Raw genomic sequence first — 25852 nt, forward strand, 5'->3', positions numbered from 1 at the left:
TACGGCGGTCGCCGGGCCGCGGGCAGAATGGCAGACGTGCCTGAATTGTCGCTGACCGCCCGACTCAACCGCTCGGCCGCCGATGCCCGCCGGGGCGTGGTCCGCCTGCATTCCGAAGCGCTCGCGGCGCTCGGATTGCGGGAGTGGGACGGGATCAGCGTGATCGGTTCCCGGCGCACGGCCGCGGTGGTCGGCCGGGCTCCCGACGATACGCCCGCCGGAGTCGCGCTGCTCGACGATGTGACGCTGTCCAACGCCGGAGTGCGCGAGGACAGCGCGGTCGTCGTGGCCCCCGTGACGGTGTACGGGGCCCGCCACATCTCGGTGACCGGCTCGGCCGCGGCGATGGGCGCGATCGCGGAATCGACGCTGCGGCAGGCGCTGCTCGGCAAGGTCGTCACCGTGGGTGACGCGGTATCGCTGCTGCCCCGCGATCTGGGGCCGGGAACCAGTTCCGCCGCTGCGACACAAGCGCTTTCGCGCACCTTCGCGATCGCGTGGACCTCCGAACTGCTGACCGTGACCACCACCGATCCCACCGGTGGCCCGGTCAGTGTGCAGCCCAACAGCGCGGTGGTGTGGGGCGCGGCGGCGCCGGCGGCGGATGCCTCGCACGATCCCCGGGGAGCGCTGGCGCCGAATCGTCCCGGCAGCCGGATGCTGGTGCGGGAGCGTCCGTCGGCCGTCCCGGTGGCGGATCTGGCGGGGGTGCGCGCACCGGCGGCGAAACTGTCGGAATGGCTGAGCCTGGCGCTCGACGAACCGGAACTCCTGCGTACCCTCGGCGCCCCGCCGCATCTCGGCGTGCTCATCACCGGGCCCGCGGGCGCCGGTAAGGCGACACTGGCCCGCGCGGTGTCGACACCGCGGCGCATCGTGGAACTGGACGGGCCCACGGTCGGCGCGTCCGAGAGCGGCACCCGGTTGCGCGAGGTCGGGATCGCGGTGTCGGAAATATGTTCCGGCGCAGGCGGAGTCCTGCTGATCACCGATATCGACGCACTGCTTCCGGAGCAGCCGGAGCCGGTGGCGACGCTCATTCTCGATCAACTGCGCGCCGCGGTGGCCACCGCCGGCGTGGCCTTCCTGGCCACCACCTCTCGGCCCGCCGCGGTCGACAGCCGGCTGCGCGCACCGGATCTCTGCGACCGTGAGGTGGCGCTGACACTGCCGACCGCGGCGGTCCGCGCCGAACTGCTCCAGCAACTGCTGCGCAAGGTACCCACCGAAGATCTCGATCTCGACGTGATCGCCTCTCGCACACCGGGTTTCGTCGTCTCCGACCTCGCGGCGCTGTGCCGGGAGGCGGCGCTGCGGGCGGCCTCGCGCGCCAGCCACGATCACACCGACCCCAAGCTGACCCAGGCGGATCTGGTCGGCGCACTGGAGGTGATCCGGCCGCTCTCACGGTCGGGTACGGAGGAACTCGCGATCGGCAGCCTGAGCCTCGACGACGTCGGCGACATGACCGAAACCAAACAGGCGCTCACCGAGGCGGTGCTGTGGCCGCTGCGGCATCCGGATTCGTTCGCGCGCCTGGGTATCGACCCACCGCGCGGAGTGCTGCTGTACGGACCACCCGGCTGCGGTAAGACCTTCCTGGTGCGCGCGCTGGCCGGAAGCGGGCAGCTCAGCGTGCATGCAGTGAAGGGCGCCGAATTGATGGACAAATGGGTCGGCTCCTCCGAACGCGCGGTGCGCGAACTGTTCCAGCGGGCCCGCGACTCCGCCCCGTCGCTGATCTTCCTCGACGAGATCGACGCCCTCGCCCCGCGGCGCGGGCAGAGCACCGACTCCGGCGTCGGCGACCGCGTGGTCGCGGCCCTGCTCACCGAACTGGACGGCGTGGAACCGCTGCGCGATGTGGTGGTCGTCGGCGCCACCAACCGGCCCGAGTTGATCGACCCCGCGCTGCTGCGGCCGGGTCGGCTGGAGCGGTTGGTCTTCGTCCCGCCGCCGGACGCCGCCGCGCGCACCGACATCCTGCGCACCGCGAGCCGTTCGGTACCGCTGGGCGACGACGTGGATCTGGCCGCATTGGCCGCCGACCTGGACGGCTATTCCGCGGCCGATTGCGCGGCGCTGCTGCGCGAGGCCGCGATGGCCGCCATGCGCCGCGATGTGGATGCCGCCGCCATCGGTGCGGAGGATCTGGCGACGGCCCGCGGCAGTGTGCGACCCTCGCTCGACGCCGATCAGGTCGAATCACTGCGACAGTACGCCGGCAGGCGCGCGACCACCTGATCCGTCCCGCGCCTGGCCCGCTCACCGGCGCGCCCGATCCGGCAGGTCTGCCCCGGTTCGACCCGGTTCGCAGGTATTTTCGGCTGGTGCGCACGCACCACGCGGTTCTGGAGATGATCACGGCGGCCCTGGCCACCTTGGTCGCCGGGCTGTCGTTGATGCTGCCCACCGGGTTTCGCTGGGCCTCGCAGACCTCGGTGCTGCAACTGGATATGCTCGCCGCCAGCCAGCCGCGAGCGATCGCCGTCGGCGCCATCGTGGCGCTGATCGTCGCGGTCTTCGCCACCACCGTCAACCACGCCCTGGTCGCCTGGGGTACGGCGCTGTGCGGCGCGGTGACCATGTTCCTCGCCCACCTGCTGGCCGAAACCGACGATCAGAGCATCGCGCCGGCCACATTGAATTATCTGGAAGCGCTCGCGGGCGGAATTCTGCTCGGCGGTATCGCGGTGGCGGTGCTGCGCGGCTGGTTCCAGGTGTTCGGCTGGACCCTGGGCGCGCTCGCGGCGGTGGTCTTCGGCCAGCTCGGCTCGACCTCGACGGGCACCGTGCGGGGCGGGGTGGTGAGCGCGCCGGGCTGGTCGACGACGACGCTGCCGCCGCTGTGGCTGATTGCGGTCACACTCGTCCTCGTGATCGTCGGCATGGTCGTCAATCGCAAGCAGGACACGGTGGAGCGCCGCTCGGTCGAATTGCCCATGGCGCCGATCATCGCGGGACTGATCTTCGTGATCGGCCGGCTGTTCAGCGCGGAATGGCTTGCCCGGCATGCCGACAGCGCCGGAGGTATCGCCTTCGCCGCGACACTGACCGTGGCGGCGGCCGTGGTGGCGGCGGTACTGCTGCCGCGGCGCGACGGTGTCTTGATCTTGCTGGCGGTCGCATTGTCTGCGGTCGGCGGAGCGCTGATACCGGGCCGGCTGCCGATGTGGTCGGTGGCGCCCCTGGTGGTGTTGATCGCACTGGGGCTGGTAGCGGGTTTCCGGCGCCCGATGCCGATGCTCGCCATGTCGACGTTGGCGGCGATGGCGCTGTACTGCGCGCTGGTCTCCGGGCATCGGATCCACGGTGGCGTGCAGGCCGCGGTGCTGAGCGGGCTGCTGGCGGCGGTGGCAGGCTACAGCTTCGGCAGTGCCGCACCGCGATACAACCCGACCCGCGTGCTCGGTGTGGCGATCATCTTCGTGCCGTCGGTGGTCACCGCTCTGCGCGATCACCTCGACCGGCCGCAGTGCGTCCCCGATCCCGGCCAGTGGTATCTGTGCCCGGCCCCGGCGATGAGTTCGGCGGCGCCCTATTGGACCGCGCTGGGAATCACCGTCGTCTGCGCGGCCGGCCTGACGGCGTTGCGCTCGTGGCGCAAACCGACCACCACGGATTCGGTAGCCGATATATAGCCATCGTCTCTGGAAGGTCGCGTTCCGGGCCGCGCCGGATTCGGCCGTGGCCACCGAAGTTCGGAGTCAGCAGTAGGATCGGGACGCCACCACCCCGCCGCCGACCGACGGAGTGACGTTTGCTCGCCATCCTGCTAGCCCATGCTTGCGCCGCCCTGCTCGCACCGCCCGCTGTGCGCGTATGGGGAAGGCGCGGGTTCTACCCGATCGCGCTGGCGCCGCTGGCCGGGCTGGTGTGGGTGATCGCGAACTGGAACAGCGGGGCCGAGGTCCGCATCACCTGGGCCCCGGAGATCCACATGAATCTCGATCTGCGCCTGGACAGCCTCGCCTCGATCATGTCGGTGCTGGTCCTGGGCGTGGGCGCGCTGGTATTGGCCTATTGCGCCGAGTATTTCGACGATGATGATCGCGCCCGCCTGGGCATTTTCGCCGGCTATCTGGTGGCTTTCGCCGGGGCCATGTTCGGGTTGGTCGTCAGCGACAACATGCTGGTGCTGTTCACCTTCTGGGAGCTCACCACGGTGCTGTCGTTCCTGCTGGTGGGCCATCACGCCGAGCAGAGCACCGGCCGTCGCGCGGCATTGCAGGCGCTGCTGGTCACCGCCGCGGGCGGATTGGCGATGCTGGTGGGCCTGGTCCTGCTCGGGCAGCGCTGTGACAGCTATCTGCTGTCCGATGTGGTGGCGCGGGCCGATCCGCACGACTGGTCGACCAATGTCGCGGTGGTGCTGATCCTGATCGGCGCGCTGAGCAAATCGGCGATCGTGCCGCTGCACTTCTGGTTGCCCGGCGCGATGATCGCGCCCACCCCGGTGAGCGCCTATCTGCACGCCGCCGCGATGGTGAAGGCCGGTATCTACCTGGTCGCGCGACTGGCCCCGGGGCTGTCGGAGGCACCGGTGTGGCATCCCATCGTGCTCACGCTCGGGATCCTGTCGATGCTGCTGGCCGGTTTGCGTTCGCTGCAGGTCTACGACCTGAAACTGGTGCTCGCGTTCGGCACCGTGAGCCAGCTCGGATTCATGCTGGTGCTGGTCGGCACCGGAACCCCGCAGGCGGCACTGGCCGGTGCGGCGTTGCTGGTCGCGCACGCGCTGTTCAAAGGGTGTCTGTTCATGGTGGTCGGCATCATCGACCACAGTGCCGGCACCCGCGATCTGCGCCGGCTCTCCGGCATCGGCCGGCGCGCGCCGGTCCTGTGCGCGGTCGCGACGGTCGCCGCGCTGAGTATGGCCGCGATTCCGCCGCTGTTCGGCTTCGTCGGCAAGGAAAGCGCCTTCGCCGCCGAACTGGACGCGGGCACTCTGAGCGCGCCGGTTCGGATCGCCGTCGCCATCGGCATCGTGCTCGGGTCGATGTTCACCGTCGGCTACAGCGCGCGCATGGTGTGGGGCGCGTTCGGTACCGCACGCGCCACCGAGGGCGTGCCCGAACCGGAGCCGCCCTGGCATCGGCCGAGCGCGCTGTTCGTCGCGCCGCCGGCCGTACTGGCCGCGGCCTCGCTGGCCGCGGGTCTCGCGTCGCCCTGGATGGACCGGCTGCTCTCGCCTTATGCCCGCACCCTCGGGCCGCTGGAGGCGCATCTGGCGCTGTGGCACGGCTGGGGCACCCCGCTGACTCTGACCCTGATCGCCATCGCCTGCGGTCTGGTGCTGTTCGAGATCCGCGACCGGATCGGCGAATCGGTGAATCCACGCCTCGGTAACGCCGACCGGGTCTACGACGCCGTGCTGCGCGCGATGGATCAGCTGTCGCTGCGCATGACCGGTGCCACCCAGCGCGGTTCGCTGCCGCTGAATCAGGGCCTGATCCTGACCACGGTCGTGGTGCTGCCGGTGGCCGTGCTGTTCATCGGCGCGCGTTCGCGCATCTCGGTGCGGGCGTGGGATTCGTCACTGCAGCTGGTGATCGCGTTGGTGATGGCGGCGATGGCCCTGGGCGCCACCGTCATGCGCAACCGGCTCGCCGGCGTGCTGCTCGTCGGTGTCACCGGTTACGGCTGCGGTGTGATCTTCGCCCTGCACGGCGCGCCGGATCTCGCCCTCACCCAATTCCTGGTCGAGACACTGACCTTGGTGATCTTCGTGCTGGTACTGCGAAAGTTCTCCGCCGAGATCGAACCCATCCGCACCGCCGACCTGAAGGTGCGCCGCGCCATCCTGTCCGCGGCGGTCGGAGCGGCGGTGGTGATCGTGGCGGCCTTCGCCACCGCGGCCCGCAGCACCGAACCGATCTGGCATCGAATCCCCTCCGCGGCATACAGTTTCGGCGGCGGGAAGAACGCGGTGAACGTGCTGCTCGTCGACATCCGGGCGTGGGACACCCTCGGCGAGATCTCGGTGCTGGTGGTCGCGGCCACCGGTGTCGCCTCGCTGATGTTCCGCAGCCGCCGGTTCGGCACCCTCCCGCGCGTCTCCGAGGCCCCCGGCTACACCCCCGATCCAGAGCGGTCCTACTGGTTGCGAGCCAGTCCGCTGGTCGCGCCGCGGGACCGGTCGATGGTGATGGCGATGACCACCCGGATGCTGTTCCCGACCATCATGGTGCTCTCGGCGTATTTCTTCTTCGCCGGGCACAACGCCCCGGGCGGCGGATTCGCGGGCGGTCTCACCGCCGGATTGGCGCTGGTGCTGCGCTATCTGGCCGGCGGCCGCTACGAACTGGCCGAGGCGCTGCCGGTCGACGCCGGACATGTGCTGGGCGCCGGACTGGTGCTGTCGGCGGGCACCGCGACCGGATCGCTGCTGCTGGGCGCGCCGCCGCTGTCCTCGGCCATCATCGAGGTCACGCTGCCGGTGCTCGGGCACATCAAATTCGTCACCGCGATGCTGTTCGACCTGGGCGTGTATCTGATCGTGGTGGGTCTGGTGCTGGATGTGCTGCGCAGTCTGGGCGCGCGCCTCGATATCGAATTCCTGGACGGCACGACGTCTTCGACGAAGGGAGGGATGCGATGAGCGCGAACATCACCATGCTGGCCTTGGTCGGGATCATGGTCGCCTGCGGGGTGTATCTGGTGCTCGAACGCGCGGTGTCGAAGATGCTGCTGGGATTGATCCTGTTCGGCAATGCGGTGAACCTGCTGATCCTCACCATGAGCGGCCCGGACGGGCGGCCGCCGATCCTCGGCGAATCGGATCGGCGACATCACGATCCGGCCGATCCGCTCGCGCAGGCGATGATCCTCACCTCGATCGTCATCACCATGGGTTTGGCCGCATTCGTTCTCGCGCTGGCCTATCGGGCCTTCGCGCTGACCACCACGGAACAGGTCGAGGACGACCCCGAGGACGTGAAGGTCGCGGCGAAGCGCGAGGGCGAGGATCCCGAGCGATGAGCCCGTCTCCCGGTCTGCTCCCCGCGCTCTGCCCCCTCCCGGTGCTGATTCCGCTGCTCACCGCGGCCGCGACCCTGATCGTGGGTCGTAAAGCACGCGTGCAGCAGGCGATTTCGGTTGCGGCGCTGACGACGGTGGTCGCGATCTCCGGGGCGCTGCTGTACCTGGCCGACCGCGACGGCATGGGCGCGGTGCAGGTCGGCGGCTGGGAGACCCCGATCGGCATCACGCTGGTGGTCGACCGGCTGTCGGCGGGCATGCTGCTGGTGTCGTCGATCGTGCTGCTCGCGGTGTTGATCTTCGCGGTCGGGCAGGGCATCAGCGACGGCACCGAACGCCAGCCGACCTCGATCTTCCAGCCGACGTATCTGATTCTGAGCGCGGGCGTTTCGCTCGCCTTCCTGGCCGGTGACCTGTTCAATCTGTTCGTCGGATTCGAGGTGCTGCTGGCCGCCTCGTTCGTCCTGCTCACGCTGGGCGCCAGCGCCGACCGGGTCCGGGCCGGGGTCTCGTATGTGATGGTGTCGATGGTGTCGTCGCTGATCTTCCTCACCGGCATCGCGCTGGCGTACGCGGCGACGGGCACTCTCAATCTGGCCGATATGTCGGTGCGGATGGGCACGGTGCCGCTGGGCGTGCGCGGCGCGATCTGCGCGGTGCTGCTGGTGGCTTTCGGCATCAAGGCCGCGGTGTTCCCGCTGTCGAACTGGCTGCCGGATTCGTATCCCACCGCGCCCGCGCCCGTGACGGCCGTCTTCGCGGGTTTGCTGACGAAAGTCGGTGTGTACGCGATCATCCGGGTGCACGCGCTGCTGCTGCCGACCGGCACCTTCGACGATGTGCTGCTGGTGTGCGGCCTGCTCACCATGGTGATCGGAATCCTGGGTGCGATCGCACAGAGCGATATCAAACGTCTGCTGTCGTTCACACTGGTCAGCCATATCGGCTATCTGATGTTCGGCGTGGGGCTGAATTCCGTCGGCGGCACCACCGGCACGGTGTTCTACGTGGTGCATCACATTCTGGTCCAGACCACGCTGTTCCTGGTGGTGGGCCTGATCGAGCGGCAGGCCGGATCGGCGTCGCTGAGCCGGTTGGGCGGTCTGCTGGCCGCGAGTCCGGCGCTGGCCCTGCTGTTCGGCATTCCGGCGCTGAATCTCGGTGGTATTCCGCCGTTTTCCGGATATATCGGCAAGGTGCGGCTGTTGCAGGCGGGTGCCGCCGACGGAAGTGTGCTGGCCTGGATGCTGATCGCCGGCGCGGTGGTGACCAGCCTGCTCACGCTGTACGTCATGGCGCGGGTGTGGAGCAAAGCGTTCTGGCGGCCGCGCGTCCAGGCCCCGGAGGGTGAGCTGGCCGATGCCGCTCCCTCGGCGCTCATCGACGAATCCACCGATGTGCTGTTCGACGACCGCGTCGACCCCGGCCGCATGCCCCGTCTGATGGTGGCTCCGACGGCGGCGTTGATCGTGGTCGGGGTCGCGTTGACGGTGTTCGCCGGCCCGATCCTGGGCATCTGCCAGCGCGCGGCCGAGGATCTCAACGATCCGCACCGGTATCTGGACACCGTGCTCGGGCCGCCGGAGACATGGCAGTCGGGAGGCCACCGATGACACGGGAACGACTGGTCCGCATCGGCGTGCTGATCTGGCTCGCCGTCGTCTACACCGCCCTGTGGGGTAACGCCAGCGTCGCGAATCTGCTCGCCGGGCTGGTGGTCGGCATTCTGATCATGGTGCTGCTGCCGCTGCCGCGGGTTCCGGTGAACGGCGGGCTACGGGTGCTGCCACTGCTCGAATTGATCACGCTCACCGCCTATTACGCGATCGAATCCAGTGTGCAGATCGCGTGGTTCGCGGTACGCCCGGCCGGTGCGCCGGTCTCGGGTGTGCTGCGGGTGCGGCTCGCGATCGACTCGGATCTGGTGATGGTGCTGTGCGCCGACGTGCTCAATCTGATCCCCGGCACGATGGTGCTGGAGCTGGACCGGGTGGCCGGGGTGGCGTGGGTGCATGTGCTCGATGTCGGCAGCGACGACGCGGTCGAGAAGTTCTACTACATCACCCGCCGCTTGGAGGGCCTGCTGATCAGGGCCTTCGAAGGCAACAAACAGGAGGTAGATTCATGACCTTTGTCGCGATCGTGGCGGGCATACTCCTGGCGACCGCCGCGGCTTTCACTTCCTTCCGGGTGGTGGCCGGTCCCGGCACCCTGGACCGGGTGGTCGGCATCGATTCGCTGGTCGGCATCGCCGCGGCGGGTTTGGCGGTGTGGGCCGCCTACAGCGACGACACCACGGTGGTGCCGGGCATCGTCGCGCTGTCGCTGGTCGGCTTCCTGGGGTCGGCCGCGGTCACGCGTTTCCGGGTGCGGGACGACAAATGAGCGGCCTCTTCCATACCGCGCTGATCTGGTTGTCGTACGGGACCATCCTGTTCGGGGCATTCCTCGCCGCCACCGCGGCGGTCGCGATCGTGCGCTTTCCCGACACCCTCTCGCGCATGCATGCGGCGACGAAACCTCAGGTCGTCGGACTGATCCTGATGCTGATCGGTTCGGCGATCCAGCTGCGCGGCCATCCCAATGTCTGGATGTTGGTGCTCGTCGGCCTGTTCACCCTCGTCACCGCACCGGCCATCGCCCACCTGGTCGGCCGGACGGCCTACCGCGAGCAACGCCACCGCGACGGACTGCTGCTGATCAACGAAATGGGCGACGAGGACCTCCCCGACGACTGAAATCCTTACGCCGCGACCGGTTCGGCCACGTCCGTGGTCGTGCGCGCGAACCAGGTGCGATAGAACGCCGACACGAATCCGGCGAACACACCGAGCGCGATGATCCCGGCGGGCAGCGGATATTCGGCCATCCACACCGCCAGATACCGGTAGGCGAGCAGCAACCCGATCAGCAGCGTGAATCCGGCGCCCACCAGCAGTGCGCGCGCCCGGTCCCAGCCGCGCTCGGGTGCGCGCAACACCGATTCGACGGTCAGGGCCAGCACGGCCCCGGCCAGCAGGTCGGCGCCGTAGTGATAGCCGAAACCCAGGGTGGCCGACAGTGTCGCGAGCAGCCAGAACGTGCCGGGCCAGCGCACCCAGCGGGGTGCGGGCGCACCGTCGTTGTCGCGGCGGGTGTGCAGGAAAACGGCGGTCGCCCAGGCGGTGTGCATCGAGGGCATGCAGTTGCGCGGCGTGTAGCGGTCGAACGGCATCGGCTTCGGGTGGTAGTCGGTGGGCGGCACCAGATGCGGCCAATAGTTGCCGACCTGCAGGCCGTGTCCGTCCGGTCCGAAGGCGAACATCGGCCCGACGACCGGGAAGATCAGGTAGATCACCGGGCCGACCAGTCCCAGCACCAGGAAGGTGCGCACCAGATAGTGCCGGGGCCATACCCCCGTGCGCACCACCTTGCGCAACTGCCAGACCGCCACCACCATCGCGGCCACCGGCAATTCGATGTAGACCCAATGCAGTACGCCGTAGACCACGGGTCCGAGGGCGTCGATCACCCGGCCCATCACCCAGGCGGGTTCACCGAAGGCGTGATCGGCCAGCACCAGATAGCGGTCGCGGACGTCCGGGCCGGCCACCACCGTGAAATGCAGCCACACGTCACCGATCTTGGTGGCGATGATCAGTAGCGATCCGAGTGCCGCCGCCCGCAGGGCATTGCGTTTGCGGTTACCCTCCCAGCCGAGCCAGGCGATCAGCACCACCGCGGTGAGGGCGATGACCGCGCCGTTGCCGACGGTCAGCGGACCGCCGAGCAGCACGCGGATCGTCGCGCAGACGGCATCGACGATCACCGCCACACCCACGGCGAGAAACCGCCACCGCCAGGACAATCCGACCAGCGCCAGGGCCAGGCCCGCCCACGGCACGGAGACCGATTTGGGCGTCCCGGCGAAATCCTCCCAGAGGCTGTGCAGCGGGCCCTCGAAGTTGTTGCGCGTGGCCAGGATCTGCAACCCGATCAGCAGCGCCGGTACCGCGATGACCAGCACTCGGACCCCGATGTGCGGCGACCACTTCCGGAACCGTCCACGGCGAGCGTCACCGAAGTCGGAACGCGGATCATCGAGCAGCACCCGATCATCGTAAACAGGTGATGAACGCCGCCCCTCGCACAGCGGAAACGTCGGCGACGGATGTGATCTGCGCCATTGTCATGGGGCGCTCGCCACGACAACTTTTCCGTAAGCGATTGCCAGGGCCGCGCTGCCACAGTTCGAACCATGTTCACTTGGTATGTCGCCCTGCTCGCGATCAGCGGGATCGTCATGATCGCCATGGCGTCGGTGCAGCAGGGTCAGAGCAGCGCGTCACGATCCTTCAACGGCATCTTCGGCGGCCTCTTCCTGGGCTACGCCTTCTATCTCGCCTTCCTCTTCGACGGCGGCTCGTACCTGATCTTCTTTCACGCGTTCATCGTTCCGGTGACGATGGTGGTGAACTTCTTCCGCAACCGGACGCCCCGCCCGAAACTCACCGAAACCCAGAAGGCCTGGCGGGAATTCCAGCGCGCCGGCCACCAGCGATAACCGAAAGCCGTTGACGCGCGGAGAATCCGGTGAGCTCCGTCCCATCCCGAGCAGGCGTGCGACGCGAACCGTGCGTTCGGACCAGACTGCACGAATGGGTGAATATATCGACGCGGGCGGGTTGCGGACCTACTACGAGGTGCACGGCGACGGTGCGCCGGTGGTGTTGTTGCACGGCGGGCTGGGGACGGCCGAGTCGTGGGGACAGCAGGTGGGCGAGCTGGCCCGGCACTATCGGGTGTACGTCCCGGAGCGACGCGGACACGGCAGGACCGCCGATGTGCCCGGGCCGATCACCTATGCGGCGATGGCCGAGGATACGGCCGCCTGGCTGGACGCCATGGCGTCGCGTGCGATTCAGCGCCGCGCCGACACCAGGTCCGGAGCGAACGAATTCAGGCCCATCCCTCGGTATTTCGTGACCAGCTTGCGGTAACGACGGCGATTGCGAGCCAAGGCGGTATCGGTCACCGCAGCGGGCAACGCGCGGTAGGCCACACGCAATGTTGTGGCAAGAGCCCGGAATTCGAGCTCCTTCCGTCGCGTCCACGGATACGGCATGAGCTCGCGCACCTGCGGATGCATGATGCCGCATCCGAGCACGATGATCACGTGCCGGATGAACGGGGCAGCCACCCGCCACAGCGGTTCGGCGATCGGCGGCAGGAAATCCGGCCGCGGCGCCGCGTCGATCGCGCCCGTGGCCGCGGCCAGCGTGGGGGTGCGGCGCAGCTGCTCGGCGACCACGCGGTCGTAGTGCTCGACCATCTCTCGGTAGTCGGCGATCGGCGTGGACCGGCCGGGCAAATGCAGCGGCTCGGTGCTCGCCCGGAAGGCGTCCCAGATCGCCTGATCGTCGGCGGCCGTGGGCTCGTCGCCGGTGACCGTCCGGTAGGCGTGGTACTGAACGAAGAAGGCGGAGTACAGGATCCAGTTCCACGACTCCGGCGCCAGCGCCGAATACCGCACGCCGTCGGAGCCGACTCCCTTCACATCGCGGTGCAGGCGCAGCAACCGCTCGGCCTCGGCGAGTCGGTCGGCCTCCTCCGCCTGGTACAGGATCTGATCGGCCGCCGCGGTGCGCCGCGCCCGCCCCCACGGTTCGTCGCGGACCCGGCCGGTGACCTCCAGCGCGGCCGAGACGGCGGGCAGCATGGTCTGGTCGTACAGCGCGACACCGAACAGCCCGAGGAAGACCGACCCGGCCACCCGCTCGAACCGTTCCACGGCGGCGCTGTGCGTGGCAGCGCAGGTGCGCCCGGACGCCGCGGCCTCCCGCGTCGGCGTCTCGTGAGACACGGGGCAGGTCATCACAGAACTCCCTTGTTCCGACTAGTGTGGTGCCACGCGGCACCACAAATCATTCTGGTGTCAGAGTGCACCAAAAGAGAGCGGTGGTCAAGATCATGAACGCGGATGCGGAGTCCCGAGGTCGCGCGGTGCGCGCATACGGCGGGATCAGCGCCGCCGAACGCCGGGAACGGCGCCGCACCGCCCTGCTCGACGCGGCATTGGACCTGCTCGCCGAGGGCGGCGCGAGTGCGGTGACCAAGCGCGCGGTCTGCGCCCGGGCCCGCCTGAACGACCGCTATTTCTACGAACACTTCGCCGATCGCGACGTCCTGGTACAGGCCCTGGCCGGGCAGCTCACCGCGGACGGTATCGCGACCGTGATCTCGGCCACTCTCGCCGCGGGGCCGGATCTGCACGAACAGGTCCGCGCCGCCGCCGATGCCGCGCTCGGATTCCTCGTCGCGGACCCGCGGCGGCAGGCACTCGTCCTGGCATCCCACTCCGATGCCGCATTGCAGAGCGGCCGGCTCAGCACGCAGCGCGAGATCGCCGCCGCCATGGCCGCCGTGGTGCGGGAACTACGCCCACCCGATCCGGCCACCGCCCCGCTCGACCTGGATATGACCGCCTACGCCGTCGTCAGCGGCACGCTGGAACTGGTGGCCGCCTGGATACGGGGCGAATTCCGCTGCACCCGAACTCATCTCACGGAGTTGATCGCGGCCCTACTGCTGGCCGGCACCGCCATCACCCCCGCCGCGCCGCCCCGCTGAGCCGGCTACAGCCCGCCCGACTCAGCTGTTCAGTTCCTTGACCAGGGCGTCCACCACGGCGACCAGATCGCCCTGCGCGGCCGCGGCCACTCGCCGCTGCCGTTGATACGACGCCCCGCGTTCGACGATATCGGGCACCCGCGCGAGTTCGTTCTCACACTGCAGCAATTTCGCGGTGGGCTGCAAACGGTCCAGCAGATCCATCAGGTCGTCGGTGACCAGCCGCTCGTTGCTGTCGGAGTCGGTGATGATGATCGCGTCCAGGCCGTAACGCGCTGCGCGCCACTTGTTCTCCTGCACATGCCACGGCGGCAGCGTGGGCATGGTCTCCCCCGCCTCCACCCGGCGATCCAGATCCACGATCAGGCAGTGGATCAGCGCGACGAGTGCGGACAGTTCGAAGCGACTGGGGATTCCGTCGCACACACGGACCTCGATGGTTCCCCACTTCGGCGCGGGGCGGATATCCCAGTGCATACCGCCGAGCTGTTCGAACACACCGGTTTTCATCTGGTCGTGCACGAACGACTCGAACTGCGACCAGTTCTCGAACTGGAACGGCAATCCGGCGGTCGGCAGCTGCTGGAACATCAGGGCGCGATTGCTCGCGTACCCGGTGTCGATGCCGGCCCACATCGGTGAGGACGCCGACAGCGCCAGCAGATGCGGATAGGACAGCAGCAGCGTGTTGAGAATCGGAAAGACCTTCTCCGGGTGCGAGACTCCCACGTGCACGTGCACACCCCAGATCAGCATCTGACGCCCCCACCACTGGGTGCGGCTGATCAGTTCGTCGTAGTGCTCGGAGCGGGTCAGCTGTTGGGTCGACCACTGGGCGAACGGATGCGTGCCCGCGCAGAACAGATCCACACCGACCCGGTCGGCGGCCGCGCGCACGGTGTCCATCGTGGTGTGCATCTCGTCGACCACCTCGCCGACGGTGTCGTGGACACCGCTGACGAGTTCGACCGTGTTCTTCAGCAGCTCCTTGGTGACGTGCGGCGGACCGTTGGGCGCCCGCAGATCACCGACCTGGTCGAAGACCGCGGCGGCCGTATTGGAGAGATTGCGCGTCTGTTTGTCGACGAGCGCGATCTCCCATTCGACGCCCAGCGTCGGGCGGGGCGAGCTGTTCCAGGGAACCGTTCGAGAGCCAGCCCCACCCATGACGAATCCGCTCTTACCCGATGACGCCGCAGGCGACCCGGCCGCCCGCGTCGCCGGTTGCCAGAGTTTCGGCATCGGGCCCGGGCGCGCCACCGTTGGCCTGCAGGTAGCGGTTCGGGATGTTGCCGAAGTTGTCGGCGCCGGCGTGGATCATCAGCGCCTTGCCCTTGATCTGGTCCAGCGTCACGGAGTCGGTGGTGGTCACCAGCTTCGCGGTGCCGTCCTTGCCGACCTCGAGCGAGGTCAGATCGCCGCTGGACGGATGGGCGTTCGACTCGCCCACCTGCAGATGACCACCGGCCGAGAGGAAGTTGCCCGGCGCGCCGCCGGACGGGGCGGTGGAGTTCGGCTCGCACTTGCCGTTCTGGTGGATGTGCAGGCCGTGGAAGCCCGGCTGCAGGCCGTGCGCGTCGACGGTGATCTGCAACTTGTCGCCCGATTTGGCGATGGTGGCGGTGCCGACCTGCGCGCCCGAGGGATCCTTCAACTGCACCGACACCGAATCGCCGGAGGGCGGGTTCTGCTCGGCGCCGGTGCCGGAGTTCTCCGCCGGACCGGCGGTACCGGTCCACACCGCGGGGGTGGTCCCCTTGACGTCGCTCGACTCCTGGCTGTTGCTGCATGCGACCAGGCCGAAAGCCGCGATCGCCAGCATCGGGGTCACAGTCCGCCAGGACGGGCGACGGGTTGCGGAGGGGGCCATCGGAGAACTCCTTTACGAGTACCGAGTTTACGAGTAGTGCTGGTTGAACAGATTCCTTACCGGACAAGATGATGCCAGAGCCGTTGTGCACCGCACTGGTGGGGCTCGGTTGGGTTCTAGTTACCGGTGACGATGACGATGACGCCCGGCGGCGAGTCCGCGATTCCGGCGAAACGCGGCTCGGCCGATACGCCCAGCTCATTCGCGATCGCCTGGGCCGTCTCCCGTTCGTGCGGGGAATTTCCGTAATAGACAGTTGTTTTCGCGATCACACCGCCGGGGTAGTTGCCGGTCTCGGTGACGTCGAAGCCGGCCGCGGTGAGCTGGCTCCCGGTCTTGGAGGCCAGGCCGGCGACGGTGCTGTTGTTCAGCACTCGGACCGGGACGGTCTTGTCCACACCGGCCGCGGTGCTGGTCGGCGCCGCGGTGGTCGTCGTGAGCGTGGTCGCCGGTGCCGCGGTGGTCGTGGCCGCCGTCGTCGAGGGCGTCGTGGCGGCGGCGCGGGTGGTGGTGACCGGGGCGGCCGTCGTCTCGGTATCCGACGAGGTCTCCGCGGCAGCGGAATCGGAGGTCGAATTCGACAGCGCCATCGCGCCGAGGCCCGCGAAGACGATGGCCAGCGCGATCAGCACCATCGCGAATGCTCGCAGCGGCGGTCCACCGGAGGGCGGATTCGGGTTGCTCACGGTGTCGACCCTAGTCGCAGGGATGAGCGAGCGCGCGCATCGGACATCCGCCGGTCAGACCTGGAAGCCCAGCCGCCGCGCCGCCCGCGATTTCTGCCGGCTGGCCCGCAACCGGCGCAGCCGTTTCACCAGCATCGGATCGGCGGCCAGCGCCTCGGGCTTGTCGACGACGGCGTTCAGGACCTGGTAGTAGCGGGTGGCCGACATCGCGAACAGGTCCCGGATGGCTTCTTCCTTGGCGCCCGCGTACTTCCACCACTTGCGCTCGAAATCGAGGATCTCCAGTTCGCGGCGGGTGAGACCGTCGACCACGCCACCCTCGGGGGCCGCCTCGACCACCGCGCCGGAGGCGCCTCCGACCGCTGCCACGATCTCTTCGCTCGCGGAGCTGTCCTCGCTTGCGGATAGATTCCGGGCCGCTGCGCTGTCCATATCGCTCCCTCGCCGAATCAACAACGGACGACAGTCGTCGTCATTCAACCACGCGGCACACCCGTTCACCGAGGCGTCGTACGGCGTGTCGGGCCGTACACGCGGCGCCGCGTAAAGTGTGCCACCATGGCGATTCTCCCGATCCGCATCGTCGGCGATCCGGTGCTGCACAACCCGACACAGCAGGTGTCGCAGTCGCCGGCCGAACTCGCCGGCCTGATCGCGGACATGTACGAAACCCTCGACGCCGCCAACGGAGTCGGGCTCGCCGCCAATCAGGTCGGTGAATCGCTGCGGTTGTTCGTCTACGACTGCCCCGATGTGCAGCCCGACGGTTCGGTGCGGCGGCGGCGCGGCGCGGTGATCAATCCGGTGCTGGAGACCTCCGAGATCCCCGAAACCATGCCCGATCCCGACGACGACGAGGAGGGCTGCCTCTCCGTTCCGGGTGAGCAGTTCCCCACCGGCCGCGCGGAGTGGGCGCGGGTCACCGGCACCGACGAACACGGCGAGCCGGTCACCATCGAGGGCAAGGGCTTTTTCGCCCGCATGCTCCAGCACGAGGTCGGCCACCTCGACGGGTTCCTCTATGTGGACGTGCTGATCGGCCGCAACGCCCGCGCCGCGAAGAAGGCGATCAAGCGCAACGGCTGGGGCACACCGGGTTCGAGCTGGGTGCCGGGCGAGGTGCCGGATCCGTTCGGACATGACGACTGACCGTCCCGATATCCCGACCGGGCGCCGGGTGGTGGTGCGGTACCGCCTGCCCGAGGGTTATCCACAGCAGTTCACGGATGTGATCGGCGAACTCGTGGCACCCGATCCGGTGCAGGTCCGCACCGCCGACGGCACCGTGGTGACCATCGCCACCGATCGGGTGGTGGCGGTGAAAGCGCTGGGCCCGCGGCCGATTCGGATCGGTGAGATCCGCGCGCTGGAAGCGGCGGCCGTCGACGGCTGGCCCGGACTCGAACGGGCCTGGTTCGACGGCTGGCTGTGCAGCATCGGCAACGGGTACACCCATCGCGCGAATTCCGCTGTGCCGCTGGGCGAATCGGGTCGCAACGCCGCGCTCGACATGCGCACGCTGCACCGTATCGGCGAGTGGTACACCGAACACGGCCTGCCGCTGCAACTTCGGCTCCCCGATCGCCTGGCGCCGGTGCCGCCGGGCTGGCTCACCTGGGGCGAGACGATGGTGCTCGGCGTCGATATCTCCACGTTCGTCCTGCCGCGGGGTCCGTCGATGGTCCGCATCGACGAGGGTCCGCATCCGGCGTGGCTGGACTTGCACCGGCACCGCGGCGAGGACACCGTCGACGTGGCCGCGCCGCTGCCGGACACCGACGTGCTCACCGCGGTCCGCGACGGTGATCTCGGTTTCGCCGCGTTGGGTCTGCCGACCCCGCTGGCGATCGGCCGCGGCGCCCTCACCACCGCCCCCGACGGCCGGCGCTGGATCGGGCTGAGCTGTCTCGCGGTCGCCGCACCACACCGCCGCCACGGCCTGGGCACCCTCGTCTGCGCCGAGCTGATCAACTGGGGCTACAAACGCGGCGCCACCCACGCCTACGTCCAGGTGGAGGCGAACAACGCCGCGGCCCTCGCGATGTACCGGGACATGGGCTTCGTGGACCACCACACCTACCGCTACGCCGCCCCGGATCCCGACGCGGGCCGCCACCGGCGGGAGTGAACCGGCCGACTAATCTCGCTGCATGCGGTTGGCCACCTGGAATGTGAATTCGATTCGATCTCGCGTGGATCGGGTGGTGTCGTGGCTGGACCGCGCCGATATCGATGTGCTGGCCCTGCAGGAAACCAAATGCCGCGACGACCAGTTCCCGGCCGAGCGGTTCGAGGAAGCCGGCTACGAGATCGTCCACACCGGATTCAGTCAGTGGAACGGGGTGGCGATCGCCTCGCGCGTCGGTATCGACGACGTCGAGGTCACCTTCCCGGGCCAGCCCGGATTCGACAAGGACGCCGAGGCCTCGCTGCTGAGCGCGCCGGTGGTGGAGGCCCGGGCGATCGGCGCGACCTGCGGCGGCGTCCGGGTGTGGAGCCTGTACGTACCCAACGGGCGCACGCTGACCGATCCGCACTACACCTACAAGTTGGAATGGCTTGCGGCCCTGCGTGATTCCGGGAAGGCGTGGCTGCGGGCCGATCCGTCGGCGCAGATCGCGCTGTGCGGCGACTGGAATATCGCCCCCACCGACGACGACGTGTGGTCGCCGGAATTCTTCGCGCACAAGACGCACACCTCGGCGCCGGAACGTGCCGCGTTCGAGGCCGTCGTGGCGGCGGGCTTCACCGATGTGATGCGCCCGTTCGCCCCCGGTCCGGGTGTCTACACCTACTGGGACTACACCCAGCTTCGTTTTCCGCGCAAGGAAGGTATGCGCATCGATTTCGTCCTCGCCTCACCCGCGCTGAGCGCCCGCGCCGCCGACGCCGGGGTCGATCGCGAGGAGCGAAAAGGCAAGGGCGCCAGCGATCACGCGCCCGTGGTGGTCGAATTCTCGGAGCAGCAGACCGGGCCGGAGGTCAGCTCTGCCGGGTCTTGATGGCGTCGTGGGAGATGTAGACGTCGTAGCTGCCGGGCATCGCGATCACCGCGTTGCCGTATGCCGAGCGGATGAACGGTTCGGTGTACCAGCTGTGATCGCGCATATCGGTGAAGAAGTCACCGTCGCCACCGTTCAGCATCGTCTGGTGCTGACTCACCGCGGCACCGTCGAGCCGCTGCCCGTAGAGCCGGGTCACCTTGTAGCCGGAATGGAAGCCGAGCGCGTTGACCCACGGCTCCAATTCCACGATATCGGCCTGTAGTACCCACAGATCGCCCTCGATCCGATAGGTCTGGTGGGTCTCGTCGTGATGGCCGTCGCCGTAGAGGGTGAGCTCCACATCGAGAGTATGGTCGTGGCCCGCAACGCTTTTCACGACGACGTGTGCGGCCTTCACCTCACCGGTCAGCCCGAGGTAGGTCTGCAGCAGCGTCACCGCCCACAGCAGGACGACTGCCACCAGCAGCACCACCAGCCCGCTCGCGCCGCGCCCGATATGCCTGCGCCAGCCCGCTTTCCGGGCGCGGATGACGGCCGTGACCAGCATCGCGATCGCGACGACGAAGAGCACCGCCAGCAATGCCTGGATCCAGCCGAAGGCCATCGGGAACACCATGCCGACAGTTGTACCCGCATTCGGGTACCGCACGCGGGCGAGTCGGACACGAAGACGCCACGGCCGGCCGGGTTTTCCCGGCCGGCCGTGGGCGCGGTGCGAGCTCTTCGGCCTAGAAGGCGCCCTCCTCCAACTGCATGATGTCGGTGTCGAGGTTCTCCACCACGGCCCGCACACCACTGAGCAGCGGCAGCTGGTTCTTGGCGAACCACGATGCGACACCGACCTTTCCGGTGTAGAACAGCCGATCCTTCTCCGACGGCTGTCCGGCCAGCGCGGCCTGCGCGACCTGAGCCTGCGCGAGCAGCCGCCAGCCGATGACGAGATCGCCCACGGCATGCAGGAAACGCACCGAACCCAGGCCGACCTTGTAAATCTCCTCCGGCGTCTGCGCGGCGGCCACCAGATAACCGGTGAGCGTGGTCGCCATCGCCTGCACATCCGCGAGCGCGGCGCCCAGCAGCGTCTTCTCCGCCTTCAGGGTGTCGGACTCGCTCTCGGCGAACTGCTGGATCAGCCCGGCGACATGCCCCAGCGCCACGCCCTTGTCGCGAACGATCTTGCGGAAGAAGAAGTCCTGCGCCTGGATCGCGGTCGTACCCTCGTACAGCGAGTCGATCTTCACGTCGCGGATGTACTGCTCGATCGGGTAGTCCTGCAGATATCCCGATCCGCCGAGGGTCTGCAGCGACTCGGTGAGGGTTTCGTACGCCCGTTCCGAGGCGACGCCCTTGACGATCGGCAGCAGCAGGTCGTTGACCCGCGCGGCGGTATCGGGGTCGGCGCCGAAATTCGCCTGTGCCACATCGTCGTTCTGGTACGCCGCGGTGTACAGGTAGAGCGCACGCAGGCCCTCCGCATAGGACTTCTGCAGCGCCAGGCTGCGCCGCACGTCCGGGTGGTGGGTGATGGTGACGCGTGGGGCGGCCTTGTCGGCCATCTGGGTCAGGTCGGCGCCCTGGACGCGAGACTTCGCGTACTCCAGTGCGTTCAGGTATCCGGTGGACAGCGTGCCCGCCGACAGCACGCCGACCATCATGCGCGCGTTCTCGATGACCTTGAACATCTGGGCGATGCCGTTGTGCACATCGCCGACCAGGTAACCGATCGCGGGCTTGTCGCCGCCGTAGGTCAACTCGCAGGTGGGCGAGGACTTGATGCCCATCTTGTGTTCGAGATTGGTCACCAGCACGCCGTTGCGCTCGCCCAATTCCATTGTCTGCGAGTCGAACAGGTACTTCGGCACCACGAACAGCGACAGGCCCTTGGTACCCGGGCCGGCGCCCTCGGGCCGCGCCAGGGTGAGGTGGAAGATGTTGTCGGCGGTATCGCCGACGTCACCGCCGGAGATGAAACGCTTCACACCTTCGATGTGCCAGGTGCCGTCGGGCTGCTGGACGGCCTTGGTGCGGCCCATGCCGACATCGGATCCGGCATCGGGTTCGGTGAGCACCATCGTTCCGCCCCAGCGGTTTTCCCAGGCGTGCTCGGCCCACCGGCGCTGTTCCTCGGTGCCCTCGCGATAGAGCACCTGGTGCATGAGCGGGCCCATGTTGAAGAAGCTGGCCGAATTGTTCGCCGCGACAAGCATTTCCTGAGTCGCCCAGATCAGCGGCGACGGGGCGTCGACGCCGCCCATCTCCTCGGGCATGCCCAGCCCGGACCAGCCGGCCTCGTTGACCGCCGCGACCGTCTTGCGCAGCGGGTCGGGCACGACGACCTCGTGCGCGGCGGCATCGAACGAGATCGGATTGCGATCGGCGTCGACGAACGATTCGGCTACCGGCCCCTCGGCCAACCGCTGCACCTCGGTGAGCATTCCGCGTGCGGTTTCGGTATCCAGATCGCCGTACGCGCCGGCCTCCAGCAGCGCGCCGATCCCCAACACCTCGAACAAGTTGAACTCGATATCCCGAATGTTCGCCTTGTAGTGCGACACGCTCAGGGCCTCCTAGCCGTCGTGGGATGTTCTCCGTCGGAGGTTGCCGTACCCGGGTTCACTTACGCAACCGTAACCGGCCGAGACTAGAGAATTCGGGGTAACTTATGCGGGCGGACCAGTCCATCCGCGATTCACTTTCCTCAATCGTGCGCCGCGTCGCGGAGATTTGCTCGGAATATGCTCGCATCCGATATCCGCGATCGGCCGGACCCGGCCCGCCCACCTGCCCGGTAGCGGCACGATGCGACCGGCATAATCGGCCTCTACCACTGCTATCTTGTTCGCCATGGCTTCGGAATCCGCGGTGCGACCGCGTCAACGGGCCCAGCATCTCGGCCCCGAACGCCGACGCCCGCAGGTTCTGGACGCGGCGCTGCGCATCGCGGCGGACGAGGGCATCGCGGCCGTCACCATCGCCGCCGTGGCCGAACGCCTGGCCGTGACCCGGCCGGTGGTCTACGCCTGCTTCGCCGACCGCGTCGAACTCATCAACGCCCTGATCCAGCGCGAGGAGGGGCTGCTGCTGGCCGGGATCATGGATGCCCTGCCACCGCGCCGGGTCGAGGCCGACGAAGAGGTCTTCATCGAGGGCTTCCGCGCCCTGCTGGAGACCGTCTCCAAACGTCCCGACACCTGGAAACTGCTGCACGGCAATCCCGATCCGGCGGTGGCGAGTTCGTTCGGGCGCGGGCGCAGCTTCGCGGTCGAGCGGTGCACCCGCCGGCTGCGGCCCACCCTGGAGGCGTGGGGAACCGTCGACGCGGAGCGCAAACTGCCCGCGCTGGTGGAGCTGTGGGTATCCGCCGGTGAGGGCGCGGTGCGCACACTGGTGACCGAGGGCGACACGTGGACGCCGCAGGATCTGGGCGCCTTCGTCGGCGCGGCGGTCTACCGGGCGCTGCGCTCGGCCTGAGCGACTGCCGCGAAACCGCCGCTCGACTGGTTGATCTGCCGATGAAAGTCCGCACTCTCCGGCAATCGGTCTAGCTAAAATGGGAATCGGCGTCCATTCGACCAGCGACCCGGCGGGAGAGCGGTATGGCGTTCTATCGGCAACTGGGTTTCCTACCGCCGAAGCGGCACACCCAGCATCGTGACGAACGGGGGCAGCTGCTCTACGAGGAGCTGATGGGCGAGGAAGGCTTCACCGGGGACTCGTCGCTGCTGTATCACCGCAACCTGCCGCCGGCGATCGTCGACTCCTCCGCGTGGCGGCCGCCGAATTCGCGGACCGTGCCGAACCATCCGCTGCGGCACCGGCACCTGCGGCTGCACGAACTGTTCCCCGAGTCCGTGCTCGCGCAGACCGATGTCGTGACGGGCCGCCGTCTGATCCTCGGCAACGACGACGTGCGGATCTCCTATGTGGCGGCGCTGCGGGAATCCCCCTTGTACCGCAACGCGATCGGTGACGAACTGGTCTACGTCGAATCCGGATCGGGCGTGGTGGATACCGTCTTCGGGCGGCTGCCGGTGCACGCGGGCGATCACGTGCTGCTGCCGCGGGCGACCACGCATCGCTGGCGGCCGCAGGGACCGGAACCGCTGCGCGGTTACGTCATCGAGGCGACCGGACACATCACCGCCCCGAAGCGGTATCTGTCCGCATTCGGCCAATTCCTGGAGAATTCGCCGTACTGCGAGCGGGATCTGCACGGTCCGGCCGAACCGCTGCAGGAGTCCGGCACCGAGGTCGAGGTGCTGGTGAAACATCGGCCCGGCGCCGAAATACTCGGCACCCGAATGGTGTACGCCGATCACCCGTTCGACGTGGTGGGCTGGGACGGCTGCCTGTACCCGTACCGGTTCGATATCGCCGATTTCGAGCCGATCACCGGCCGTGTTCATCAGCCACCCCCGGTGCATCAGGCCTTCGCGGGCACCAACTTCGTGATCTGCGATTTCGTTCCCCGCAAGGTCGACTACCACCCGCTGTCGATTCCGGTGCCCTACTACCACTCCAATGTCGACTCCGACGAGATCCTGTTCTACTGCGGTGGAAACTACGAAGCCCGCCGCGGTTCCGGTATCGGACCGGGTTCGATCTCGGTGCATCCGGGCGGATATGCGCACGGTCCGCAGCCGGGCGCCTACGAACGCAGTATCGGCGTGGAATTCTTCGACGAACTGGCGGTGATGGTCGATACCTTCCGTCCGCTGGGGCTCGGCGAGGGCGCCCTGGCCTGCGAGGATCCGGACTACGCGTGGACCTGGTCGGGGCGCGGGCCGAGCTCGGAGCGGGCGTGAACGCGAGGGTGCGGTTGCACGTGGCCGACGACGACCCCTTCGGACCGGACAACCTGCCGTACGGAGTCTTCGCACCATCCGGCGGGCCGTTCCGCGTCGGCGTCCGGCTCGGCGTGCAGGTGCTGGATATCGCTGCGCTGCTGGATGATTCGATCTTCACACAACCGACTCTGAACGGCTTCCTCGCGCAGGGTCCGGTCCGCTGGCACAGCGTACGCGAACGGTTACGGGAAGCCGTGCGCGGTCCGCTGCCCACCGAAGCGATACATTCGCTGGATTCGGTGCGGCTGACGTTGCCGATATCCATCGGCGACTACGTGGACTTCTACGCCAGTATCGACCACGCCACCCGGCTGGGCGGCTTCCTGCGGCCGAACGGTGCAGCGCTGCTGCCGAATTGGCGTCATCTGCCGGTCGGCTATCACGGACGTGCGGGCAGCGTGGTGGTCTCCGGCACGCCGGTGCGGCGGCCGTGCGGACAGATTCGAACCGGCACGGCGACACCGACTTTCGCACCCTCGCGACGGCTGGATATCGAGGCCGAACTCGGCTTCGTGGTCGGCGTGGGATCCGAACTCGGCATACCGGTCCCGGTCGACGACTTCGCCGACCACGTCTTCGGCGTCGCGCTGGTGAACGACTGGTCCGCCCGCGATATCCAGGCCTGGGAGGGACAGCCGCTCGGTCCCTTCCTCGGCAAATCGTTCGCCACCTCCGCCGCCGCGTGGATCACGCCGCTCGCCGCCCTGGAGGCGGCACGGGTGCCGCTACCCGGACAGGAGCCGGAACCGCTGGATTATCTTCGGGGACAGCAGAATTGGGGCCTCGATATCGATATCCGGGTGTGCTGGAACGGGGTGGAGGTCAGTGCCCCGCCCTACCGGACCATGTACTGGTCCCCGGCGCAGATGCTGGCTCACCTGACCGTCAACGGCGCCGGTACCCGCCCGGGCGATCTGTTCGCCTCGGGCACCGTCTCCGGCCCGCTGCGGCGGCAGAGCGGATCCTTCATCGAACTATCGGCCGACGGGACCGAACCCGTCGATGTCGGCGGTTCGCCGCGCACCTTCCTCGCCGACGGGGACACCGTCGTCATCACCGCCACCGCGCCGGGCCCGGCCGGCGGACGGATCGAACTGGGTGAGGTTCGCGGGCAGATCCTGCCCGCCTGGTTCGAGGGGCAGTGACGCGCCCGACAGTCGCGCGGTACTCTCGGCCGGGTACCACATCGTGCCAACGGGGGCTCGCACCAGCGGGCTGAGAGGACGGCTAGCCCATTCGGGCGGTTCAGGGCCGTCGACCGTACGAACCTGACCGGGTAATGCCGGCGTAGGGAGGATTGAGCTCACATGTCGTCGAACCATGTCACCACCGGCCCCATCGCGGGCAGCGCAAAGCACTACGAGCAGATCGACGCCGACGGGACGACGTTGCGCATCCCGGTCCGCCGGATCAACCTGACCAACGGCGAACACTTCGACGTCTACGACACCTCCGGCCCGTACACCGACGATTCGGCCACGATCGACCTGGAGGCTGGACTGCCGAAGCTCCGCGCCGGCTGGGCCGAACCGGACGTGCCGGGACCACGTACTCAGCTGGCCTGGGCGAGAGCCGGGGCGATCACCGCCGAGATGCGGTATATCGCTGCGCGCGAAGGTGTTTCGCCGGAACTGGTTCGCGACGAGGTGGCCGCCGGGCGGGCCGTGATCCCGGCCAACCACAACCACCCCGAATGTGAGCCGATGATCATCGGCAAGAAGTTCGCGGTGAAGATCAACGCCAATATCGGCAACTCCGCGGTCACCTCCTCGATCGCCGAAGAGGTGGAGAAGATGGTGTGGGCCACCCGCTGGGGCGCCGACACCATCATGGACCTGTCCACCGGTAAGAACA

At 68.2% G+C, this 25852-nt stretch carries 26 protein-coding genes and 1 riboswitch; of the genes, 18 read left to right on the forward strand and 8 right to left on the reverse strand.

The window, feature by feature from the left end; translation table 11 throughout:
* Window positions 1-36 precede the first annotated feature (36 nt).
* The 8 genes from IRT45_RS30410 (at window position 37) to mnhG (ending at window position 9719) form a co-directional block, all read left to right on the forward strand.
* Window positions 37-2244, forward strand: coding sequence for an AAA family ATPase (locus tag IRT45_RS30410; RefSeq protein ID WP_309241223.1), 2208 nt, complete (start codon window positions 37-39; stop codon window positions 2242-2244).
* Window positions 2245-2330: 86 nt separating this feature from the next.
* Window positions 2331-3641: a hypothetical protein gene (locus tag IRT45_RS30415; protein ID WP_194809252.1), complete on the forward strand. Its 1311-nt coding sequence runs from the start codon at window positions 2331-2333 to the stop codon at window positions 3639-3641.
* Window positions 3642-3760: 119 nt separating this feature from the next.
* The gene (locus tag IRT45_RS30420; protein ID WP_194809253.1) at window positions 3761-6601 is read left to right on the forward strand and encodes a Na+/H+ antiporter subunit A; all 2841 of its coding nucleotides are present in this window, start codon (window positions 3761-3763) and stop codon (window positions 6599-6601) included.
* The gene (locus IRT45_RS30425; protein ID WP_194809254.1) at window positions 6598-6981 is read left to right on the forward strand and encodes a Na(+)/H(+) antiporter subunit C; all 384 of its coding nucleotides are present in this window, start codon (window positions 6598-6600) and stop codon (window positions 6979-6981) included. The genes IRT45_RS30420 and IRT45_RS30425 overlap by 4 nt, the downstream gene beginning before the upstream one ends.
* Entirely contained in the window at window positions 6978-8594 is a 1617-nt protein-coding gene (locus IRT45_RS30430) for a Na+/H+ antiporter subunit D (RefSeq protein WP_194809255.1), read from the forward strand. Before IRT45_RS30425 ends, IRT45_RS30430 begins: the two co-directional genes overlap by 4 nt.
* Window positions 8591-9109 (forward strand): Na+/H+ antiporter subunit E, encoded by a 519-nt coding sequence (locus IRT45_RS30435; protein ID WP_194809256.1) that lies wholly within the window; start codon window positions 8591-8593, stop codon window positions 9107-9109. Before IRT45_RS30430 ends, IRT45_RS30435 begins: the two co-directional genes overlap by 4 nt.
* Window positions 9106-9366 (forward strand): monovalent cation/H+ antiporter complex subunit F, encoded by a 261-nt coding sequence (locus IRT45_RS30440; protein WP_194809257.1) that lies wholly within the window; start codon window positions 9106-9108, stop codon window positions 9364-9366. The genes IRT45_RS30435 and IRT45_RS30440 overlap by 4 nt, the downstream gene beginning before the upstream one ends.
* Window positions 9363-9719 (forward strand): monovalent cation/H(+) antiporter subunit G, encoded by a 357-nt coding sequence (gene mnhG / locus IRT45_RS30445; protein ID WP_194809258.1) that lies wholly within the window; start codon window positions 9363-9365, stop codon window positions 9717-9719. Before IRT45_RS30440 ends, mnhG begins: the two co-directional genes overlap by 4 nt.
* Before the next feature lie 5 nt (window positions 9720-9724).
* On the opposite strand, the gene IRT45_RS30450 is transcribed toward mnhG, so the two are convergent.
* A complete protein-coding gene (locus IRT45_RS30450) occupies window positions 9725-10999 on the reverse strand; it encodes a phosphatase PAP2 family protein (protein WP_194809276.1) in 1275 nt (424 codons plus the stop codon).
* 219 nt (window positions 11000-11218) lie between these two features.
* Between IRT45_RS30450 and IRT45_RS30455 the strand changes: the two genes are divergently transcribed.
* Window positions 11219-11524: a hypothetical protein gene (locus IRT45_RS30455; RefSeq protein WP_194809259.1), complete on the forward strand. Its 306-nt coding sequence runs from the start codon at window positions 11219-11221 to the stop codon at window positions 11522-11524.
* A gap of 94 nt (window positions 11525-11618) precedes the next feature.
* On the forward strand, window positions 11619-11960 hold the full coding sequence (locus IRT45_RS30460; RefSeq protein ID WP_194809260.1) for an alpha/beta fold hydrolase: 342 nt from the start codon (window positions 11619-11621) through the stop codon (window positions 11958-11960).
* Here the strand turns inward: IRT45_RS30460 and IRT45_RS30465 are convergent.
* On the reverse strand, window positions 11882-12835 hold the full coding sequence (locus IRT45_RS30465; RefSeq protein ID WP_194809261.1) for an oxygenase MpaB family protein: 954 nt from the start codon (window positions 12833-12835) through the stop codon (window positions 11882-11884). The two genes, IRT45_RS30460 and IRT45_RS30465, sit on opposite strands and share 79 nt — an antisense overlap.
* Before the next feature lie 65 nt (window positions 12836-12900).
* Here IRT45_RS30465 and IRT45_RS30470 point away from each other — a divergent pair, with 65 nt between their 5' ends.
* Window positions 12901-13590, forward strand: coding sequence for a TetR/AcrR family transcriptional regulator (locus tag IRT45_RS30470; RefSeq protein ID WP_194809262.1), 690 nt, complete (start codon window positions 12901-12903; stop codon window positions 13588-13590).
* Between the two features lie 21 nt (window positions 13591-13611).
* Here the strand turns inward: IRT45_RS30470 and IRT45_RS30475 are convergent, their stop codons facing one another.
* The 4 genes from IRT45_RS30475 to IRT45_RS30490 form a co-directional block, all read right to left on the reverse strand.
* Entirely contained in the window at window positions 13612-14757 is a 1146-nt protein-coding gene (locus tag IRT45_RS30475; RefSeq protein ID WP_194809263.1) for a glutamate--cysteine ligase, read from the reverse strand.
* A gap of 13 nt (window positions 14758-14770) precedes the next feature.
* Window positions 14771-15460 carry a superoxide dismutase family protein gene (locus tag IRT45_RS30480; protein WP_194809264.1) on the reverse strand — a complete coding sequence of 230 codons (690 nt, stop codon included), beginning with the start codon at window positions 15458-15460 and terminating at the stop codon, window positions 14771-14773.
* Between the two features lie 116 nt (window positions 15461-15576).
* On the reverse strand, window positions 15577-16146 hold the full coding sequence (locus IRT45_RS30485; protein WP_194809265.1) for a LytR C-terminal domain-containing protein: 570 nt from the start codon (window positions 16144-16146) through the stop codon (window positions 15577-15579).
* Window positions 16147-16200: 54 nt separating this feature from the next.
* Window positions 16201-16578, reverse strand: coding sequence for a DUF3263 domain-containing protein (locus tag IRT45_RS30490; RefSeq protein ID WP_194809266.1), 378 nt, complete (start codon window positions 16576-16578; stop codon window positions 16201-16203).
* Between the two features lie 126 nt (window positions 16579-16704).
* On the opposite strand from IRT45_RS30490, the gene IRT45_RS30495 reads away from it, so the two are divergent.
* Genes IRT45_RS30495 through IRT45_RS30505 form a run of 3 tightly spaced genes read left to right on the forward strand, consistent with a single transcriptional unit; the run spans window position 16705 to window position 19148 of the window.
* The gene (locus IRT45_RS30495) at window positions 16705-17295 is read left to right on the forward strand and encodes a peptide deformylase (RefSeq protein ID WP_194809267.1); all 591 of its coding nucleotides are present in this window, start codon (window positions 16705-16707) and stop codon (window positions 17293-17295) included.
* Window positions 17285-18274: an N-acetyltransferase gene (locus IRT45_RS30500; RefSeq protein WP_194809268.1), complete on the forward strand. Its 990-nt coding sequence runs from the start codon at window positions 17285-17287 to the stop codon at window positions 18272-18274. The genes IRT45_RS30495 and IRT45_RS30500 overlap by 11 nt, the downstream gene beginning before the upstream one ends.
* Before the next feature lie 22 nt (window positions 18275-18296).
* Window positions 18297-19148, forward strand: a complete 852-nt coding sequence (locus IRT45_RS30505) for an exodeoxyribonuclease III (protein WP_194809269.1) — start codon at window positions 18297-18299, stop codon at window positions 19146-19148.
* Here the strand turns inward: IRT45_RS30505 and IRT45_RS30510 are convergent.
* Complete coding sequence (locus IRT45_RS30510) at window positions 19129-19767, reverse strand: hypothetical protein (protein WP_194809270.1); 639 nt, start codon at window positions 19765-19767, stop codon at window positions 19129-19131. The genes IRT45_RS30505 and IRT45_RS30510 overlap by 20 nt on opposite strands.
* Before the next feature lie 112 nt (window positions 19768-19879).
* Window positions 19880-21706, reverse strand: a complete 1827-nt coding sequence (locus tag IRT45_RS30515) for an acyl-CoA dehydrogenase (protein ID WP_194809271.1) — start codon at window positions 21704-21706, stop codon at window positions 19880-19882.
* A 289-nt stretch (window positions 21707-21995) separates the two neighbouring features.
* Here IRT45_RS30515 and IRT45_RS30520 point away from each other — a divergent pair, with 289 nt between their 5' ends.
* The 4 genes from IRT45_RS30520 to IRT45_RS30535 form a co-directional block, all read left to right on the forward strand.
* Window positions 21996-22622 carry a TetR/AcrR family transcriptional regulator gene (locus IRT45_RS30520; RefSeq protein ID WP_194809272.1) on the forward strand — a complete coding sequence of 209 codons (627 nt, stop codon included), beginning with the start codon at window positions 21996-21998 and terminating at the stop codon, window positions 22620-22622.
* A 125-nt stretch (window positions 22623-22747) separates the two neighbouring features.
* Window positions 22748-23956, forward strand: coding sequence for a homogentisate 1,2-dioxygenase (locus IRT45_RS30525; RefSeq protein ID WP_194809273.1), 1209 nt, complete (start codon window positions 22748-22750; stop codon window positions 23954-23956).
* Window positions 23957-23964: 8 nt separating this feature from the next.
* Window positions 23965-25143 (forward strand): fumarylacetoacetase, encoded by a 1179-nt coding sequence (gene fahA / locus IRT45_RS30530; protein ID WP_194809277.1) that lies wholly within the window; start codon window positions 23965-23967, stop codon window positions 25141-25143.
* A 39-nt stretch (window positions 25144-25182) separates the two neighbouring features.
* Window positions 25183-25309: riboswitch (TPP riboswitch) on the forward strand.
* Window positions 25306-25852 (forward strand): phosphomethylpyrimidine synthase ThiC (locus IRT45_RS30535; protein WP_194809274.1); only part of this gene is annotated, 547 nt, incomplete at its 3' end. (Overlaps the previous riboswitch by 4 nt.)

Source organism: Nocardia sp. BSTN01 (assembly GCF_015354405.1).
Taxonomy (GTDB): Bacteria; Actinomycetota; Actinomycetes; order Mycobacteriales; family Mycobacteriaceae; genus Nocardia.

Excerpts from the sequence above, each read along its gene's own strand:
- IRT45_RS30460 (WP_194809260.1), top strand. The coding sequence starts at position 11,619 with ATGGGTGAATATATCGACGCGGGCGGGTTGCGGACCTACTACGAGGTG.
- IRT45_RS30500 (WP_194809268.1), top strand. The coding sequence starts at position 17,285 with ATGACGACTGACCGTCCCGATATCCCGACCGGGCGCCGGGTGGTGGTG.
- IRT45_RS30520 (WP_194809272.1), top strand. The coding sequence starts at position 21,996 with ATGGCTTCGGAATCCGCGGTGCGACCGCGTCAACGGGCCCAGCATCTC.
- IRT45_RS30495 (WP_194809267.1), top strand. The coding sequence starts at position 16,705 with ATGGCGATTCTCCCGATCCGCATCGTCGGCGATCCGGTGCTGCACAAC.
- IRT45_RS30455 (WP_194809259.1), top strand. The coding sequence starts at position 11,219 with ATGTTCACTTGGTATGTCGCCCTGCTCGCGATCAGCGGGATCGTCATG.
- IRT45_RS30425 (WP_194809254.1), top strand. The coding sequence starts at position 6,598 with ATGAGCGCGAACATCACCATGCTGGCCTTGGTCGGGATCATGGTCGCC.
- IRT45_RS30430 (WP_194809255.1), top strand. The coding sequence starts at position 6,978 with ATGAGCCCGTCTCCCGGTCTGCTCCCCGCGCTCTGCCCCCTCCCGGTG.
- IRT45_RS30510 (WP_194809270.1), bottom strand. The coding sequence starts at position 19,767 with ATGGTGTTCCCGATGGCCTTCGGCTGGATCCAGGCATTGCTGGCGGTG.
- IRT45_RS30465 (WP_194809261.1), bottom strand. The coding sequence starts at position 12,835 with ATGACCTGCCCCGTGTCTCACGAGACGCCGACGCGGGAGGCCGCGGCG.
- IRT45_RS30505 (WP_194809269.1), top strand. The coding sequence starts at position 18,297 with ATGCGGTTGGCCACCTGGAATGTGAATTCGATTCGATCTCGCGTGGAT.
- IRT45_RS30490 (WP_194809266.1), bottom strand. The coding sequence starts at position 16,578 with ATGGACAGCGCAGCGGCCCGGAATCTATCCGCAAGCGAGGACAGCTCC.
- IRT45_RS30440 (WP_194809257.1), top strand. The coding sequence starts at position 9,106 with ATGACCTTTGTCGCGATCGTGGCGGGCATACTCCTGGCGACCGCCGCG.
- IRT45_RS30435 (WP_194809256.1), top strand. The coding sequence starts at position 8,591 with ATGACACGGGAACGACTGGTCCGCATCGGCGTGCTGATCTGGCTCGCC.
- mnhG (WP_194809258.1), top strand. The coding sequence starts at position 9,363 with ATGAGCGGCCTCTTCCATACCGCGCTGATCTGGTTGTCGTACGGGACC.
- IRT45_RS30475 (WP_194809263.1), bottom strand. The coding sequence starts at position 14,757 with ATGGGTGGGGCTGGCTCTCGAACGGTTCCCTGGAACAGCTCGCCCCGC.
- IRT45_RS30525 (WP_194809273.1), top strand. The coding sequence starts at position 22,748 with ATGGCGTTCTATCGGCAACTGGGTTTCCTACCGCCGAAGCGGCACACC.
- IRT45_RS30480 (WP_194809264.1), bottom strand. The coding sequence starts at position 15,460 with ATGGCCCCCTCCGCAACCCGTCGCCCGTCCTGGCGGACTGTGACCCCG.